Below are 14644 nucleotides of genomic sequence, written 5' to 3' on the forward strand. Positions count from 1 at the left end.
TGTACTGCTAATTCTCGGGCGAGGTCGGGGGCCGGCACGCCGGCCCCCGACCGCTCACCTCAGACCTCTTCGACCGAGCTCGGCTCGCGCCGGGACAGGTCGATGCCCAGCTCCTCGGCGGCCCGGAACACCTCGTCGTCGGTCTCGCGCATCTCCAGGGCCACACCGTCGCTGGAAAGCACCTCAACGTTGAGGCACAGCGACTGCAGCTCCTTGAGCAGCACCTTGAACGACTCCGGGATGCCCGGCTCCGGGATGTTCTCGCCCTTGACGATGGCCTCGTAGACCTTCACCCGGCCGAGCACGTCGTCGGACTTGATCGTGAGCAGCTCCTGCAGGGCGTAGGCAGCGCCGTACGCCTGCATCGCCCAGCACTCCATCTCACCGAAACGCTGACCACCGAACTGCGCCTTACCACCCAGCGGCTGCTGCGTGATCATCGAGTACGGACCGGTCGAACGAGCGTGGATCTTGTCGTCGACCAGGTGGTTGAGCTTCAGGATGTAGATGTAGCCGACCGCGATCGGGTCCGGCAGCGGCTCACCGGAGCGACCGTCGAACAGGTGCGCCTTACCACTGGCACCGATCAGCTGGTTGCCGTCACGGTTGGGCAGCGTGGACGACAGCAGACCGGAGATCTCGGCCTCGCGGGCACCATCGAAGACCGGGGTGGCCACGTTCGTGTTCCCCTCGGACTCGTGCGCGTCGATTGAGCGCAGCTGCCGCTTCCAGTCGGTGTCGTCGCCTTCGACCTTCCAGCCGGTCTTGGCAACCCACCCGAGGTGGGTCTCCAGGACCTGGCCGATGTTCATCCGGCTCGGCACACCCAGCGGGTTGAGCACGATGTCGACCGGGGTGCCGTCCTCCAGGAACGGCATGTCCTCGACCGGCAGGATCTTCGAGATGACGCCCTTGTTGCCGTGCCGGCCGGCGAGCTTGTCACCGTCCTGGATCTTGCGCTTCTGGGCGACGTAGACCCGGACCAGCTCGTTGACGCCCGGCGGCAGCTCGTCGCCGTCCTCGCGGGAGAACGTACGCACACCGATGACCGTGCCGGTCTCGCCGTGCGGCACCTTCAGCGAGGTGTCCCGAACCTCACGCGCCTTCTCACCGAAGATCGCGCGGAGCAGCCGCTCCTCCGGGGTCAGCTCGGTCTCACCCTTGGGCGTGACCTTGCCGACCAGGATGTCACCGGGGACCACCTCGGCGCCGATCCGGATGATGCCGCGCTCGTCGAGGTCAGCAAGCATTTCCTCGCTGACGTTCGGGATGTCGCGGGTGATCTCCTCCGGGCCGAGCTTGGTGTCCCGAGCGTCGACCTCGTGCTCCTCGATGTGGATCGAGGTGAGGACGTCCTGCTGCACGAGGCGCTGCGACAGGATGATCGCGTCCTCGTAGTTGTGGCCCTCCCAGCACATGAACGCCACCAGCAGGTTGCGCCCGAGCGCCATCTCGCCCTCGTCGGTGCACGGACCATCGGCGATGACCTGACCGGCCTCGACGCGGTCGCCCTCGAAGACCACCGGCTTCTGGTTGACGCAGGAGCCGGCGTTGGAGCGGCGGAACTTGTGCAGCAGGTACGTCCGGCGGTGGCCGTCGTCCTGGTGGATGGTGACGTAGTCGGCGCAGAGATCTTCGATCACACCGCCGACCTCGGCGACCACCACGTCGCCAGCGTCGACCGCGGCCCGGTACTCCATGCCCGTACCCACGAGCGGCGCCTCGGCCTTGACCAGCGGCACCGCCTGGCGCTGCATGTTCGCGCCCATCAGTGCCCGGTTGGCGTCGTCGTGCTCGAGGAACGGGATCATGGCCGTCGCGACCGAGGTCATCTGCCGGGGCGAGACGTCCATGTAGTCGACGGCACCGGGGGCGATGTCCTCGGTCTCGCCGCCCTTACGACGGCACAGCACCCGGTCCTCGGCGAACGTGCCGTCAGCCTTCAGCGGCGCGTTGGCCTGGGCCTTGACGAACCGGTCCTCCTCGTCCGCGGTCAGGTAGTCGATCTGGTCGGTGACCCGACCCTCGACGACCTTCCGGTACGGCGTCTCGATGAAGCCGAACGGGTTGACCCGGGCGAAGGTGGACAGCGCGCCGATCAGGCCGATGTTCGGGCCTTCCGGCGTCTCGATCGGGCACATCCGGCCGTAGTGGGACGGGTGCACGTCGCGGACCTCGAAGCCGGCCCGCTCCCGGGACAGACCACCCGGGCCGAGCGCGCTCAGCCGGCGCCGGTGGGTCAGACCCGCCAGCGGGTTGGTCTGGTCCATGAACTGGGACAGCTGCGACGTCCCGAAGAACTCCTTGATCGCCGCCACCACCGGGCGGATGTTGATCAGGGTCTGCGGGGTGATCGCCTCGACGTCCTGCGTGGTCATCCGCTCACGGACGACCCGCTCCATCCGGGACAGGCCGACCCGGACCTGGTTCTGGATCAGCTCGCCCACGGTACGCAGGCGCCGGTTGCCGAAGTGGTCGATGTCGTCGGCCTCGTAGCCGTCCTCACCGGCGTGCAGCCGGCACAGGTATTCCACGGTGGCGACGATGTCGTCCTCGGTCAGCGTGCCGGTGGTGATCGGAACGTTGACTTCGAGCTTCTTGTTGAACTTGTAACGCCCGACCTTGGCGACGTCGTACCTCTTCGGGTTGAAGAAGAGGTTGTCGAGCAGGGTCTGGGCGTTCTCGCGCGTCGGCGGCTCGCCAGGGCGCAGCTTGCGGTAGATATCGAGCAGAGCCTCGTCGGCGCCGGCGATGTGGTCCTTCTCGAGCGTGGTCATCATCAGCTCGGACCAGCCGAACCGCTCACGGATCCGCTCAGCCGACCATCCGACGGCCTTGAGCAGGACCGTGACGGCCTGCCGACGCTTACGGTCGATACGAACGCCGACCGTGTCGCGCTTGTCGATGTCAAACTCCAGCCAGGCACCCCGGCTCGGGATGACCTTGACGCTGGAGAGGTCGCGGTCGGAGGTCTTGTCCGGCTGCTTGTCGAAGTACACGCCCGGAGACCGGACGAGCTGGCTGACCACGACGCGCTCGGTGCCGTTGATGACGAAGGTGCCCTTGGGCGTCATCATCGGGAAGTCACCCATGAACACCGTCTGGCTCTTGATCTCGCCAGTGGTGTTGTTGGTGAACTCCGCGGTCACGAAGAGCGGAGCGCAGTAGGTCAGGTCCTTCTCCTTGCACTCCTCGATCGAGGCCTTGACCTCGTCGAAGCGCGGCGCCGAGAAGGAGAGCGACATGGTGCCGGAGAAGTCCTCAATGGGACTGATCTCTTCAAGGATCTCCGCGAGACCCGAGCGTGCGTGCGGGTCGTCCGCCGACCGGCCCTGCCAAGCCTCGTTGCCGACGAGCCAGTCGAAGGACTCGTTCTGGATGGCAAGGAGGTTGGGGACCTCGAGGTTTTCGGTGATCCTGCCGAATGAAACTCGGCGGGGAGCGAATGCGCTCGACGTACGACTGGTCTTCGCAGGGCGGGAAGCTGCCAAGATGCGTCCTTCCGAGGACCGGTGCTGCAGAACGGCTGGTACGCGTGCACTCCAATGACCCCACCAGAAATATCCGTAAACGGACATTTCGGAGCAGGGGTCAAGTCAGAAGGCAGCGCAAACTAGCAGTGTAGCCGAGAGGCTAACCGCTGTCCAGCCCACCCCGCAGGTCGTTGCGGAACGTGCCTCGGCCCCCGTCAACCGGGGTCTGCCGGGCCGCTCAGAACGCAACGTCCCCACTGGGCCGCTCGGGTTACTGCGGCGATGGTGCCGCCACTGTCATACCCACGTCGTGGCCGTCGCAAGCGCGGTGTCTTGCTGGTGTCAGCGTGCCTGGCAGCCCGGGGCCGCGTCAAGAGCCGGTATCCGGGTTGTCCCTTGTTTCCCACCGGAGGGCGACCCGCCACGCTCGTTCGGGTCAACGGTGCCGGTCGTCGGAGCCCAGCTCAGGACCGGTCGGCGCCAGATCCACCAATACGGCGGGCGGCGATCCTCGTTGGATCACCGCCCGCCGCGACGCGATGATGTCCCGGCTCATGAACCAGGTACGCGCAGGTGGAACGTCAGATCACTTGAGGGTGACCTTGGCGCCTTCGCCCTCGAGCTTGGCCTTCGCCTTCTCGGCGGTCTCCTTGTTGACCTTCTCCAGGATGGCCTTCGGCGCGGACTCAACCGCGTCCTTGGCCTCCTTGAGGCCCAGGCCGGTCAGCTCACGCACGACCTTGATGACCTGGATCTTCTTGCCACCGTCAGCCTCAAGGACGACGTCGAACTCGTCCTGCTCCTCCTCGGCCGGAGCAGCAGCGGCACCGCCGCCACCGCCCTGGGCGACCGCGACCGGAGCGGCAGCGGTGACCTCGAAGGTCGTCTCGAACTGCTTCACGAACTCAGAGAGCTCGATCAGCGTCATCTCCTTGAACGCGTCGAGCAGCTCGTCGGTGCTGAGCTTCGCCATATCTGGCGTCCTTTCCTGATTCTGTTAAGTAAGAACTGGTGCGCCGTGGGGGCCTCAGGCCGCCTCGGCGCCCTCCTTCTCGCGCTTGTCCTGCAGGGCAGCCGCCAGACGGGCGGTCTTCGACAGCGGGGCCTGGAACAGGGCCGCGGCCTTGCTCAGGTTGCCCTTCATCGCGCCGGCCAGCTTGGCCAGCAGTACCTCGCGGGACTCAAGGTCGGCGAGCTTCGTGACCTCGGCCGCGGAAATGGCCTTGCCCTCGAAGACACCGCCCTTGATGACGAGCTTCGGGTTGGCCTTCGCGAAATCGCGAAGCCCCTTCGCCGCCTCGACGACGTCGCCCGAAACGAAAGTCAGCGCGGTAGGACCGGTGAACAGCTCGTCGAGGCCGGTGATGCCCGCGTCCGTCGCAGCACGCTTCGCCAGCGTGTTCTTCGCGACCGTGTAACTGGTCTCGGCGCCGAGCGTGCGCCGCAGCTGGGTGAGCTGGGAAACCGTCAGACCGCGATACTCGGTCAGCACGGTGGCGCCCGAGCTGCGGAAGCTCTCGGTCAGGTCAGCGACGGCCGTGGCCTTGTCGGCCCGGATCGGCTTGTCCGCCATGTCCCTCCTCTCTCGTTACTCGAGGCTGGTCCCCGTCACAGCCGAAGCCGGAACAGGGGCGGAAGCAGCACGACAACGAAAAAGCCCCGGCGCAGGGCGCACGGGGCGAGGGCCGGAAGCTCGTCACGGTCGGCGGACCATGCTCACTGCCGAGTTACGCTTGCCGCCCTACGCGGGTCGCCCGTTGTCGCAGGGCCTTCGACCGTGCCGAAGCACAGTGACCAGCGGTCTCTGGGTGGTTCCTCATCCATGACAACACGGATGACGTTTGAAGAGTACGCGACCCCGCGACCTGCGCCAAATCAGGTCCGTGTGGGCCGGGCCACCGTCCGCGAGCAACGTCGAGCCGGTCAGCCGTGGGACCGCCGCCGCCACAGGTAGCCGCCGAGCGCGACCGCGCTCCAGGCCAACGCCCACGCGCTGAGCCCGAGCAGAGTGAGCGCAGCGGCATCGCCCGCGGTGGTCCGGGCGGCGGCCATGATCGGCGGCGCCAGCCAGGGGGCCACCGAGCCGGCCAGGCCGAGCACCACCGCGCCAACACCGCCGAGCGCCAACACCGCGACGCCGTACGCGGCGCCGCCCACCGACGCCCGGCTGGCCAGCGCGCCGAGGGCAATCGCGGCTGGCACAGCGAGCAGGTGCGCCCACACCCCCAGCGCAAGCCCGACCGGGATCGACCGGTCCCCCGGGTCGACCGGGCCGGAGACCCCGCCGACCAGCCACGGGAAGAGCAGCGCGACGGCCACCGTCACCAGCGCCGCCACACCGGCGGCGAGAATCCCGGCCAACCGCTCCCGGGCCACACCGACCACCACCTGCGCCAGCCGGCGCTGCACATCCGGCTCCACGTCGAGAAGGATCTTGGTCTGCCAGGCGATGACCGGGAAGAGCACCACGGCCGAGACGCCATACGCCTCCGCCGGCTGGGCCCGGCCGCCGCCATAGAGGGTGCCGAGCGTGACCAGGCCGGCGAGCAACGGCGCCAACCCCCGCCCGGTCCGCAGGAAACCGACCAGCCGCATCCGCACGAGGGCGTTCACCGGGCCTCCCCCGCCGCGTGTTCGACCGCCACGGCGCCGTCCGCGTTCTCTGGATCCCCCGGTGTGGCCGACGACGCGCCGGAGCGTACCCGCAGAACCTGGTGGCCCTCGGCGCGTAACCGGGCAACGGTGCCGGCGACTCGCGCGGCCGGCACCGCAACCTCGACCACCGCGATCGCCTCGTCCGCCGACGACGTCTCCTCGGTCAGCGAACCGTCGCGCACCAACCAGCGGCGCGCGGCCGGCAGCCGGACCGTCTCCCCACGGTGGTCGCTGACCAGGACGGCACCGTCGCCGGCGAGCACCTCGGCGATCAACTCGGGCACCAGCTCACGGGTGGCGACGTCCAGCCCCTCCCACGGCTCGTCGAGCACCAGCAGGCCCGGCGGACGCAGCATCGCCTGGGCGAGGCCCACCTTCTGCGCGGTGCCCTTGGACAACTCCGGCAGCCGGACCGAACGGAAAGCGGACAGCCCGAGCCGGTCGGTCCAGCAGGTCACCGCGTCGTCGGCCGCAGCCCTGCCCAACCCCGCCACCCGGGCCATCCCGGTCAGATAGCGGGCCACGGTGAACGGCTGGTCAGCGGCGAAACGTTCCGGCACCCAGCCCACCCACGCCGGCCGTCCGGTGACCCGGCCCCTGTCCGGCCGGAGCACCCCCGCGGCCACCTGAAGCAGGGTCGACTTGCCCACCCCGTTGCGGCCCTGAACGACCGCCACCTCACCCGGACCGATCCGCACGCCAATGCCCCGCAGCACCCACGACCCTCGCCGGTGGTACCGCAACCAGACGTTCTCCAGCCGCATGCGGACGAGCCTGCCACACCTCAGACGCGCCGGGGCGCCGCCACTGTCGTGGCGGCGCCCCGGTGGAGCGATCTTGTCGACTCAGGCCTCGGCCAAGTCCTCCCGGAGGTTCTTCACCAGGTTCGGGTCGACCGGGACACCCGGGCCCATCGTGGTGGTCAGGATGACCTTGCGGAGGTACTTGCCCTTGGCCGCAGACGGCTTGGCACGCAGCACCTCGTCGATCACCGCCGCGTAGTTGTCCACCAGCTGGCTCTCCGTGAAGGAGGCCTTGCCGATGATCAGGTGCAGGTTGGAGTGCTTGTCCACCCGGAAGGTGATCTTGCCACCCTTGATGTCCTGCACCGCCTTGGTGACATCCATGGTCACCGTGCCGGTCTTCGGGTTCGGCATGAGACCGCGCGGGCCCAGGATCCGCGCGATCCGGCCGATCTTGGCCATCTGGTCCGGCGTGGCGATCGCCGCGTCGAAGTCCAGCCAACCACCCTGGATGCGGGCGACCAGCTCGTCGGTCCCCACCTCGTCCGCACCCGCCGCGGCGGCCTCGTCGGCCTTCGCACCGCCGGCGAACACGATCACGCGGGCGGTCTTACCGGTGCCGTGCGGCAGGTTGACCACACCGCGGACCATCTGGTCCGCCTTGCGGGGGTCGACGCCGAGGCGCATGGCGACCTCAACCGTGGCGTCGAACTTGACGTTGGTGGTCTCCTTGGCCAGCTTCACGGCCTCGGCGGGGGTGTAGAGCTTGTCCCGGTCGATGACGTCGGCGGCCTTGCGGTAGCTCTTGCTGCGCTGCATTGCTGATTACTCCTGTGGTCTCTGGCGGGCCGCTCGGCGCGGGCCCTCCCACGGTCGGATCGTTGGCCTGGGCCGACGTCAGTCGTTGACGGTGATGCCCATCGACCGGGCGGTGCCGGCGATGATCTTCTCGGCCTGCTCCACGTCGTTGGCGTTGAGGTCGGGCATCTTCTTCTCGGCGATCTCACGCAGCTGGGCACGGCTGATCGCGCCGATCTTCTCGGCCTGCGGAACGCCCGAGCCCTTCTGCACACCGGCGGCCTTGATCAGCAGCCGGGCAGCGGGCGGGGTCTTCAGCACGAACGTGAAGGACCGGTCCTCGTACACGCTGATCTCGGCGGGGACGATGTCGCCCCGCTGGGACTCGGTCTGCGAGTTGTAGGACTTGCAGAACTCCATGATGTTCACGCCGTGCTGGCCGAGCGCAGGGCCGACCGGCGGCGCCGGCGTGGCCTGGCCCGCCGGCAGCTGAAGCGTGAACGTCTTGACGAGCTTCTTCTTCGGAGGCATGTCACTTCCTGGGGCTTGGAGCTGGGAAAATGCGGCTGTCGCCGCCCTCGGAGCGCGCACGGTCAGCGCGGTGCGACAACGGCGACGTTCAAGAGTAGCGCAGGCCGCAGCCCACTCGTCCGCCGAGGTCGAGCGGGAAGGCGTTACGCCGACGTCGGCGGCGGGCCGTGCCCGCCGCCGACGACCAGTCAGATCTTGGCGACCTGGTTGAAGTTGAGCTCCACCGGCGTCTCACGACCGAAGATCGACACCAGCACCTTGAGCTTCTGCTGGTCGGCGTTGATCTCGCTGATCGTGGCCGGCAGCGACGCGAACGCACCGTCGGTGACGGTGACCGAGTCACCCACCTCGAAGTCGAGAACCTTGATCTCCGGCTTCGCCTTCTTCTGCTCGGTCTCGACGGCCGGCGCCAGCCACTTCAGCACCTCGTCGAGCGAGAGCGGGGCGGGCCGGTCAGCCCGGTCGGTCGCGCCGACGAAGCCGGTCACGCCCGGGGTGTTACGGACACACGAGTATGACTCGGCGGTCAGCTCCATCCGGACCAGGATGTAGCCCGGAAAGACCTTGGCCTGGACCTGGGAACGCTTACCGTTCTTGACCTCGACCTCTTCCCGGGTCGGCACCTCGACCTGGTAGATGAAGTCTTCCATGTCGAGGCTCGTGATCCGGGTCTCGAGGTTGGTCTTGACCTTGTTCTCGTAACCGGCGTACGAGTGCACCACGTACCAGTCACCCGGCGCGTAGCGCAGCTTCTGCCTCAGCTCGGCGACCGGGTCGTACTCCTCGTCCGGCGCAGGCTCGGTCGTTGGGAACTCCGGCTCGCTGGCGGCCTCAACCGACTCGTCGCCATCCGCCGTCGCGACCGTGGACTGCTCGTCCACCGGTCCGGCGGTCTCGTCGTACTCAGGCACGCTCGCTCACTTCCGTCACTATCGGCTGGAGGCAGCCGGTCAGTCCGAGTTGCCGAAGACAAACAGCACGACCTTGGCGAAGCCGGAATCCAGCACCCCCACGATCGTCAGCATCACCGCGACGAACGTCACCACCACGGCGGTGTAGGTCAGCAACTCCTTGCGGGTCGGCCAGATGACCTTACGCAGTTCGGCTACGACCTCGCGGAAGAACCGGGCGATGCGGCCGAACACGCCCACCCGACCGGTTTCCGAACGCGTGGTCGGTCGGCTGTCCGCCGACTCCGCCCGGGCACGCGACCGCGTGGCGGTGCCTCCCCGGGAGACCGGCTCGTCCGCGCTGGTGGCGTCGTCGTCAGCGACGTCGTCGACGACCTCGTCGTCCAGACGATCGTCGCCGGCGTCCTCGCCGTGCCGCTTATTGTCGGCCACTTCGCCCTCCGTCGCGGAATCTCGGGTCGTACGCCGAGCGGCGTACGCAGCGCTGGTCACGCTGGCCGTACCCAACCGTCCCGCGACGGGCCGCGGCCGGTGGATCATCCGGAGGGCCCCGATTGCCTCGGAACCACCCCGCCGATGCCACCACCACGGGCCGGACGCCGCCATGCTGGCGGCGCGACCCACGGGAACGGTCAGGCCTGAGGCGCAGGGGTGACAGGACTTGAACCTGCAGCCTGCGGTTTTGGAGACCGCTGCTCTGCCAATTGAGCTACACCCCTATGCGGCAACACTCGCCCCACGCGGTCACAGACGACCGAGCAGGGGTCACTTGCCCCACGGCGGACCAGTGTACGGGTAGCGGCCCGACTTTCCCAACCGGTCTCTCCGCCACGCGTGGCGGGCTCGGCTCAGCGTGCCGTCCGGATGGTTGCCCGGGCCTGCGAGAGCACCTTTTCGCCCAGGCAGGTGGCGGTCACGTCGAGTCGGGTGAGGCCGTCCTCGGTCACCTCACGGACCCGCGCGGTCACCTCGATCTCGGTCCCCTGGTCGTCGTCCGGCACCACCACCGGCCGGGTGAAACGGACGCCGTACTCGACCACCGCGTCGGGCGCCCCGGCCCACTCGGTGACCGCCCGGCCGACGAGCGCCATGGTGAACATGCCATGGGCGATCACCCCGGGCAGACCCACCTTGGTGGCGACCCGGTCGCTCCAGTGGATCGGGTTGAAGTCGCCCGAGGCACCGGCGTAGCGGACCAGGTCCGCGCGGGTCACCCGGAACGTCTTTGCTGGCAACTCCATCTCAGGCCTCCCCGCGTACGACGATCTTGGACCAGACGGCGACCACGGGTTCCCCGCCGACGGTGCTGACGTCGGTGCGCGTGGTCAGGAAGCCGTGCCCGCCCCGGTTGCTGACGTCCTCGATGGTGTTGGTGCAGACCAGCTCGTCGCCAGCGATCACCGGCCGGGTGTACGCGAACCGCTGGTCACCGTGCACCACACGGCTGTAGTCCACACCCAGGGCCGGGTCCTCGATGATCTGGCTGCTCGCGGCCATCGTGACGATCACCGGGAAGGTCGGCGGGGCCACCACGTCGGGGTGGCCCAGCGCCTGCGCGGCCTGCGGGTCGTGGTGGACCGGGTCGGTGGCGCCGATGGCGCTGGCGAACTCACGGATCTTTTCTCGGCCCACCTGATAGGGGGCGGTCGGCGGATAGGTCCGGCCGACGAAGGAAGGGTCCAGAGGCATGCCGCGAACCTACACGGAAAGCACAATCGCCGATCTGATCGGCAGGCGGCGGCGGAGCCGCGCCAAACCGTCAGATCGGCGATTGAAAAGCTTCGACAGCGGCCGGCATGAGGCCGGCCACGGGTCAGCGGGTCTCGCGGTGGACCGTGTGCCGACCGTCGCGCGGGCAGAACTTCTTCAGCTCGATGCGGTCGGGGTCGTTACGGCGGTTCTTGCGCGTGATGTAGTTGCGCTCCTTGCACTCCACACACGCCAAAGTGATCTTCGGCCGGACATCGGTAGCCTTCGCCACGGCGGAGTGCCTTCCTCGCTAACGGAAACGAACTACGACGCGCCAGCCTAGACGCTGACAGCGCGGACATGCAAAGTGGGCGCCGGAAGCGCCCATCTCCTACGACCACCGGCAACGAGCCCGGAAGACGAGAGTAGCGGTGGCCGGACTTGAACCGGCGACACAGCGATTATGAGCCGCTTGCTCTACCATCTGAGCTACACCGCTGCGATGGGTCCAGCTGAACCCTCGAGCCCCCTTACGGAATCGAACCGTAGACCTTCTCCTTACCATGGAGACGCTCTGCCGACTGAGCTAAGGGGGCCTGCGCGATCTCCCCGTGGGGCGCGCAGAAGTAAGAGTACACGGCCCGGCGCGACAGGTGAAATCGGATCCCCGGTGATCGTGCGCGCCCTGCTCAGGGCACGACACGAAGGCGCGGAAGCTCCCCGTTGGAGATCGTTTCCGGCTCGACCTGGGCACCGAACCAGGCGGCCAACCGTTCGTACGGCAGCGGCCGACTGAACAGGAAGCCCTGCCCGATCTCACAGCCGATGTCCTGCAGAAGCTCCAGGGTCAGCTCACTCTCCACGCCCTCGGCGACCACGGCCAGGCCGAACTGCTGAGAGAGGGTCACCACGGCGTTGACGATAGCCAGGTCCCCTGGGTCGGTCGCCATGCCCTGCACGAAGGAACGGTCCACCTTCACCTCGTGCACCGGCAGCCGGCGCAGATGCGCCAGGGACGAGTCGCCGGTGCCGAAGTCGTCCACCGACAGCCGGACACCAAGGTCGCGCAGCCGCTGCAGGGTCGGGATGGGCCGGTCCGTGCCGTCCAGCACCCCCGCCTCGGTGATCTCCAGGGTGAGTCGCTGCGCCGGCACCCCATACTCGGTCAACAACTCGTGGACGCGGTCCGGGAAGTGTCGGTCGGTCAACGTACGGGCCGAGATGTTGACCGCGATGGGCAGAGGCTGATCGGCCAGCGCCCAGTCCCGGCTGCGACGCAGCCCCTCGCGGAGCACCACCTCGGTGAGCCTGCTCAACTGGCCGGTGTGCTCGGCCACCGCCACGAAGTCCTCGGGAGCGACCGTGCCGTGCGTCGGGTCCTCCCACCGGGCCAGGCACTCGACACCAACCAGGCGCCGGTCCCGCAGGGTCACCTTCGGTTGGAAGTAGACCTCCAACTCGCCCTGGTCCAACGCGCGGCGCAGATCGCCGGCCAGACCCAGCCGGCGCAACGATCGGGACTCCAGCGCGGGGTTGAACAGCTGCACGCTGCCCGGCACGGATTTGGCTGCCGTGGCGGCCAGGTCGACCCGAAGCAGCAGGGTCGCCGCATCGCTGCCGTGATCGGGGTGCACGGCCACCCCGACCGCGGTGTTCATGTCCAGGGTGAGCGCGTCGAAGACCATCTCGTCGCGGATCTGGTCGCGCAGTTGAGCAGCCAACTCAAGCGCGGCGTCGGCGCTTTCCAGCCGCAGCGTCACCAGGAACTCGTCCCCGCCGGCCCGGCCGACCAGAGCCGACGACGGCGCGCTGGCCCGCAGCCGGCTGGCGACCTCGGCGAGGACCTTGTCCCCGGCCGCGTGACCGAGGGACTCGTTGACCTGGCGCAGCCCGTCGACATCGAAGAGCAGCAGCGCCACCACCTCACCGGGCAGGCGGATCTTGACCGACTCTTCCAGCGCTGCGGTGATCCGCCGCCGGTTGGGCAGCCGGGTCAACGCGTCGTGGTACGCGTCATGCCGAAGCCGGTCGACGAGCCGGGAGTTTTCCAGTGCCACCGCCGCGTGTGCGGCCACCGTCTCGAAGACCGAGATGTCGCGCTGGGTGAAGTACAGAGTGTCGGCGAGCCGGTTGGTGACCTCAAGAGTCCCGATCACCACCCCACTCGACTGGAGGGGAACGACGACGGTGTCCTTGACCCCCCTCTCCGCGAGGCTGGCCCTGAACTCGGGATCACTGGTCACTCCACGGCCGACCGTCACGGGGCGAGCCGTCTCCAACACCTTCTCCCGCAACGCCGACGGGGTCAGGGACAGGTCCAGCAGGCCCGAATCCTCGACCCGCGCGGTGAGCAGAATCTCGGGGTGTCGCCCCTGTGCTGGCAGCCAGAGCGTGGCGTACTCGGCCTGCATCAACGCGCGTACCCGACCGAGCAGGGCGTCGACAAGGGTGCCGTCCTGACCGCTGGCCGCCACCGCCCGACTCAACTCGTACATGTCGGTCAGCGTGCGGTGCTGGCGGAAGAACTGGGTGTACGAGCGGTAGACCAGTGCGAGCCCAGCCGCCAGCGCGGCCAGAGGCACCAGCGACCACCAGGACTCCCGGATCAGGATCAGGACGATCAGACCCGCGGCCACGTTGATGCCTGCGGTCAGGAGCAGGGACGGCACCGCGCGAAACGTTTCCCGGCCGGCCTGCCAACCCTGCAGGAGGGTATGCACCGAAGCAACGGCGGTGAGGCTGACCAGGATCACCACGCTGATCGCGCAACTGAGACTCACCCAGGTCGCCGGGCCAACACCGGGTCCCGGCGGCAACGCCTGGAGAACCAGTGTGGCGAGCGACGTGCCGGCCGCGGCCCGAGCGACGTTGAACCAGACCTTCGGCGCCGTTACCCGGTGCCGTAGCTGCGTGACCAGGGACGCGAGCGTGTAGATGACCACGACCGTCAACGGCGGCAGGAAGTAGAGCGCGAGAACGAGCGGCAACTCGGTCAGCGTCATGGCCACCGACTGCCGGCGGACGACCAGCACCAGCAACGGAAGACCCGCGGCAATCATCGCCACGAGAAGAAGCGCAGCCCAGTGCCAGTCACCAAACGGCCGGTCGGCGACCAGCCCGGTGAGAGTTACGCAGGTAACCGCGAGAAGGACCAGCGGAGCGGTGATGATCCAGGCGTCTTCCGATGACCTACGCCTCAACTGGTCCCGCCCGATCATCCCGCTCCCTGCCGGTGTGACGTGTCCTTGATAAGCGGCGACCCGTCGGACAGGGGTCGTCAGACCCAGATGATGTCCGCCAGGTTCAGGTCCGCGGGGACACCGTGATTGCCGATGACCATGGTGGCGACGGCGGCGAGGATGAGGAGCGAGCCATACAGTCGGCCCAACCTACGACCAGACATAAGATTGCTCCTGTCGGAAGGTCTCGTGGGGTAGTGGAGGTTCCACGATCGTGCCACAGTGCGGGCAGCCAGAGAAGTGGTGGTCGCCCTACTGGCCCCACCGTCTGTTACTTCCCGCCGTTCGGCCCACCGCCCTCATCGCACCGGGCCAGATCACGAGCTTGCGGCGCAGTTCACCGCTTCATGCAGCGTTGAATGCGACCTTCAACACAATTCGGGTCCAGCTGTGAACACTCGCCGCATCACGTCCGACGGTCACCGTCAGTAACTCTTAACAGCGGGCGCCTCCGGTCCAGCCATCGACCACCATACCGGCTTCGCGCCATCCCGCCAGCACCTCGTCGGGTTCCTTCACAAGGACGACGGTCAGCACGGCTGCGGACCATGAACGACATAGGCGCAGCTCAACCCGCCTGCGGCATCGACGATTGCAGATAGGTT

At 68.0% G+C, this 14644-nt stretch carries 13 protein-coding genes and 3 tRNA genes; all 16 read right to left on the reverse strand.

What is annotated here, in order from left to right:
- Positions 1–59 precede the first annotated feature (59 nt).
- Complete coding sequence (locus tag OG811_RS07095) at positions 60–3491, reverse strand: DNA-directed RNA polymerase subunit beta (protein WP_406072870.1); 3432 nt, start codon at positions 3489–3491, stop codon at positions 60–62.
- Positions 3492–4059: 568 nt separating this feature from the next.
- Positions 4060–4446, reverse strand: coding sequence for a 50S ribosomal protein L7/L12 (gene rplL, locus OG811_RS07100; RefSeq protein WP_406072871.1), 387 nt, complete (start codon positions 4444–4446; stop codon positions 4060–4062).
- A gap of 54 nt (positions 4447–4500) precedes the next feature.
- Entirely contained in the window at positions 4501–5046 is a 546-nt protein-coding gene (rplJ, locus tag OG811_RS07105; protein WP_406072872.1) for a 50S ribosomal protein L10, read from the reverse strand.
- A 350-nt stretch (positions 5047–5396) separates the two neighbouring features.
- Complete coding sequence (locus OG811_RS07110) at positions 5397–6086, reverse strand: hypothetical protein (protein ID WP_406072873.1); 690 nt, start codon at positions 6084–6086, stop codon at positions 5397–5399.
- The gene (locus OG811_RS07115) at positions 6083–6892 is read right to left on the reverse strand and encodes an ATP-binding cassette domain-containing protein (RefSeq protein ID WP_406072874.1); all 810 of its coding nucleotides are present in this window, start codon (positions 6890–6892) and stop codon (positions 6083–6085) included. Before OG811_RS07115 ends, OG811_RS07110 begins: the two co-directional genes overlap by 4 nt.
- An 81-nt stretch (positions 6893–6973) precedes the next feature.
- The gene (rplA, locus tag OG811_RS07120) at positions 6974–7690 is read right to left on the reverse strand and encodes a 50S ribosomal protein L1 (protein WP_406072875.1); all 717 of its coding nucleotides are present in this window, start codon (positions 7688–7690) and stop codon (positions 6974–6976) included.
- A gap of 78 nt (positions 7691–7768) precedes the next feature.
- Entirely contained in the window at positions 7769–8200 is a 432-nt protein-coding gene (rplK, locus tag OG811_RS07125) for a 50S ribosomal protein L11 (protein ID WP_406072876.1), read from the reverse strand.
- Between the two features lie 188 nt (positions 8201–8388).
- Positions 8389–9111 carry a transcription termination/antitermination protein NusG gene (nusG, locus tag OG811_RS07130; protein WP_406072877.1) on the reverse strand — a complete coding sequence of 241 codons (723 nt, stop codon included), beginning with the start codon at positions 9109–9111 and terminating at the stop codon, positions 8389–8391.
- A 39-nt stretch (positions 9112–9150) separates the two neighbouring features.
- A complete protein-coding gene (secE, locus tag OG811_RS07135) occupies positions 9151–9543 on the reverse strand; it encodes a preprotein translocase subunit SecE (RefSeq protein ID WP_406072878.1) in 393 nt (130 codons plus the stop codon).
- Between the two features lie 214 nt (positions 9544–9757).
- Positions 9758–9830: transfer RNA gene (locus OG811_RS07140), tRNA-Trp, on the reverse strand.
- 129 nt (positions 9831–9959) lie between these two features.
- Positions 9960–10352, reverse strand: a complete 393-nt coding sequence (locus tag OG811_RS07145) for a MaoC family dehydratase (protein ID WP_406072879.1) — start codon at positions 10350–10352, stop codon at positions 9960–9962.
- Position 10353: 1 nt separating this feature from the next.
- Positions 10354–10800: a MaoC family dehydratase N-terminal domain-containing protein gene (locus OG811_RS07150; protein ID WP_406072880.1), complete on the reverse strand. Its 447-nt coding sequence runs from the start codon at positions 10798–10800 to the stop codon at positions 10354–10356.
- A 124-nt stretch (positions 10801–10924) separates the two neighbouring features.
- Positions 10925–11092, reverse strand: a complete 168-nt coding sequence (gene rpmG / locus OG811_RS07155) for a 50S ribosomal protein L33 (protein WP_007073056.1) — start codon at positions 11090–11092, stop codon at positions 10925–10927.
- A 134-nt stretch (positions 11093–11226) separates the two neighbouring features.
- Positions 11227–11299: transfer RNA gene (locus tag OG811_RS07160), tRNA-Met, on the reverse strand.
- A gap of 24 nt (positions 11300–11323) precedes the next feature.
- Positions 11324–11396, reverse strand: a tRNA-Thr gene (locus OG811_RS07165).
- Between the two features lie 93 nt (positions 11397–11489).
- Positions 11490–14018, reverse strand: a complete 2529-nt coding sequence (locus tag OG811_RS07170; protein ID WP_406072881.1) for a putative bifunctional diguanylate cyclase/phosphodiesterase — start codon at positions 14016–14018, stop codon at positions 11490–11492.
- Between the last annotated feature and the right edge of the window lie 626 nt (positions 14019–14644).

The organism is Micromonospora sp. NBC_01638 (assembly GCF_045209745.1).
Lineage (GTDB): Bacteria > Actinomycetota > Actinomycetes > Mycobacteriales > Micromonosporaceae > Micromonospora.

Excerpts from the sequence above, each read along its gene's own strand:
- rplL (WP_406072871.1), bottom strand. The coding sequence starts at position 4,446 with ATGGCGAAGCTCAGCACCGACGAGCTGCTCGACGCGTTCAAGGAGATG.
- rplJ (WP_406072872.1), bottom strand. The coding sequence starts at position 5,046 with ATGGCGGACAAGCCGATCCGGGCCGACAAGGCCACGGCCGTCGCTGAC.
- OG811_RS07115 (WP_406072874.1), bottom strand. The coding sequence starts at position 6,892 with ATGCGGCTGGAGAACGTCTGGTTGCGGTACCACCGGCGAGGGTCGTGG.
- rplA (WP_406072875.1), bottom strand. The coding sequence starts at position 7,690 with ATGCAGCGCAGCAAGAGCTACCGCAAGGCCGCCGACGTCATCGACCGG.
- rplK (WP_406072876.1), bottom strand. The coding sequence starts at position 8,200 with ATGCCTCCGAAGAAGAAGCTCGTCAAGACGTTCACGCTTCAGCTGCCG.
- OG811_RS07145 (WP_406072879.1), bottom strand. The coding sequence starts at position 10,352 with ATGGAGTTGCCAGCAAAGACGTTCCGGGTGACCCGCGCGGACCTGGTC.
- OG811_RS07150 (WP_406072880.1), bottom strand. The coding sequence starts at position 10,800 with ATGCCTCTGGACCCTTCCTTCGTCGGCCGGACCTATCCGCCGACCGCC.
- OG811_RS07170 (WP_406072881.1), bottom strand. The coding sequence starts at position 14,018 with ATGATCGGGCGGGACCAGTTGAGGCGTAGGTCATCGGAAGACGCCTGG.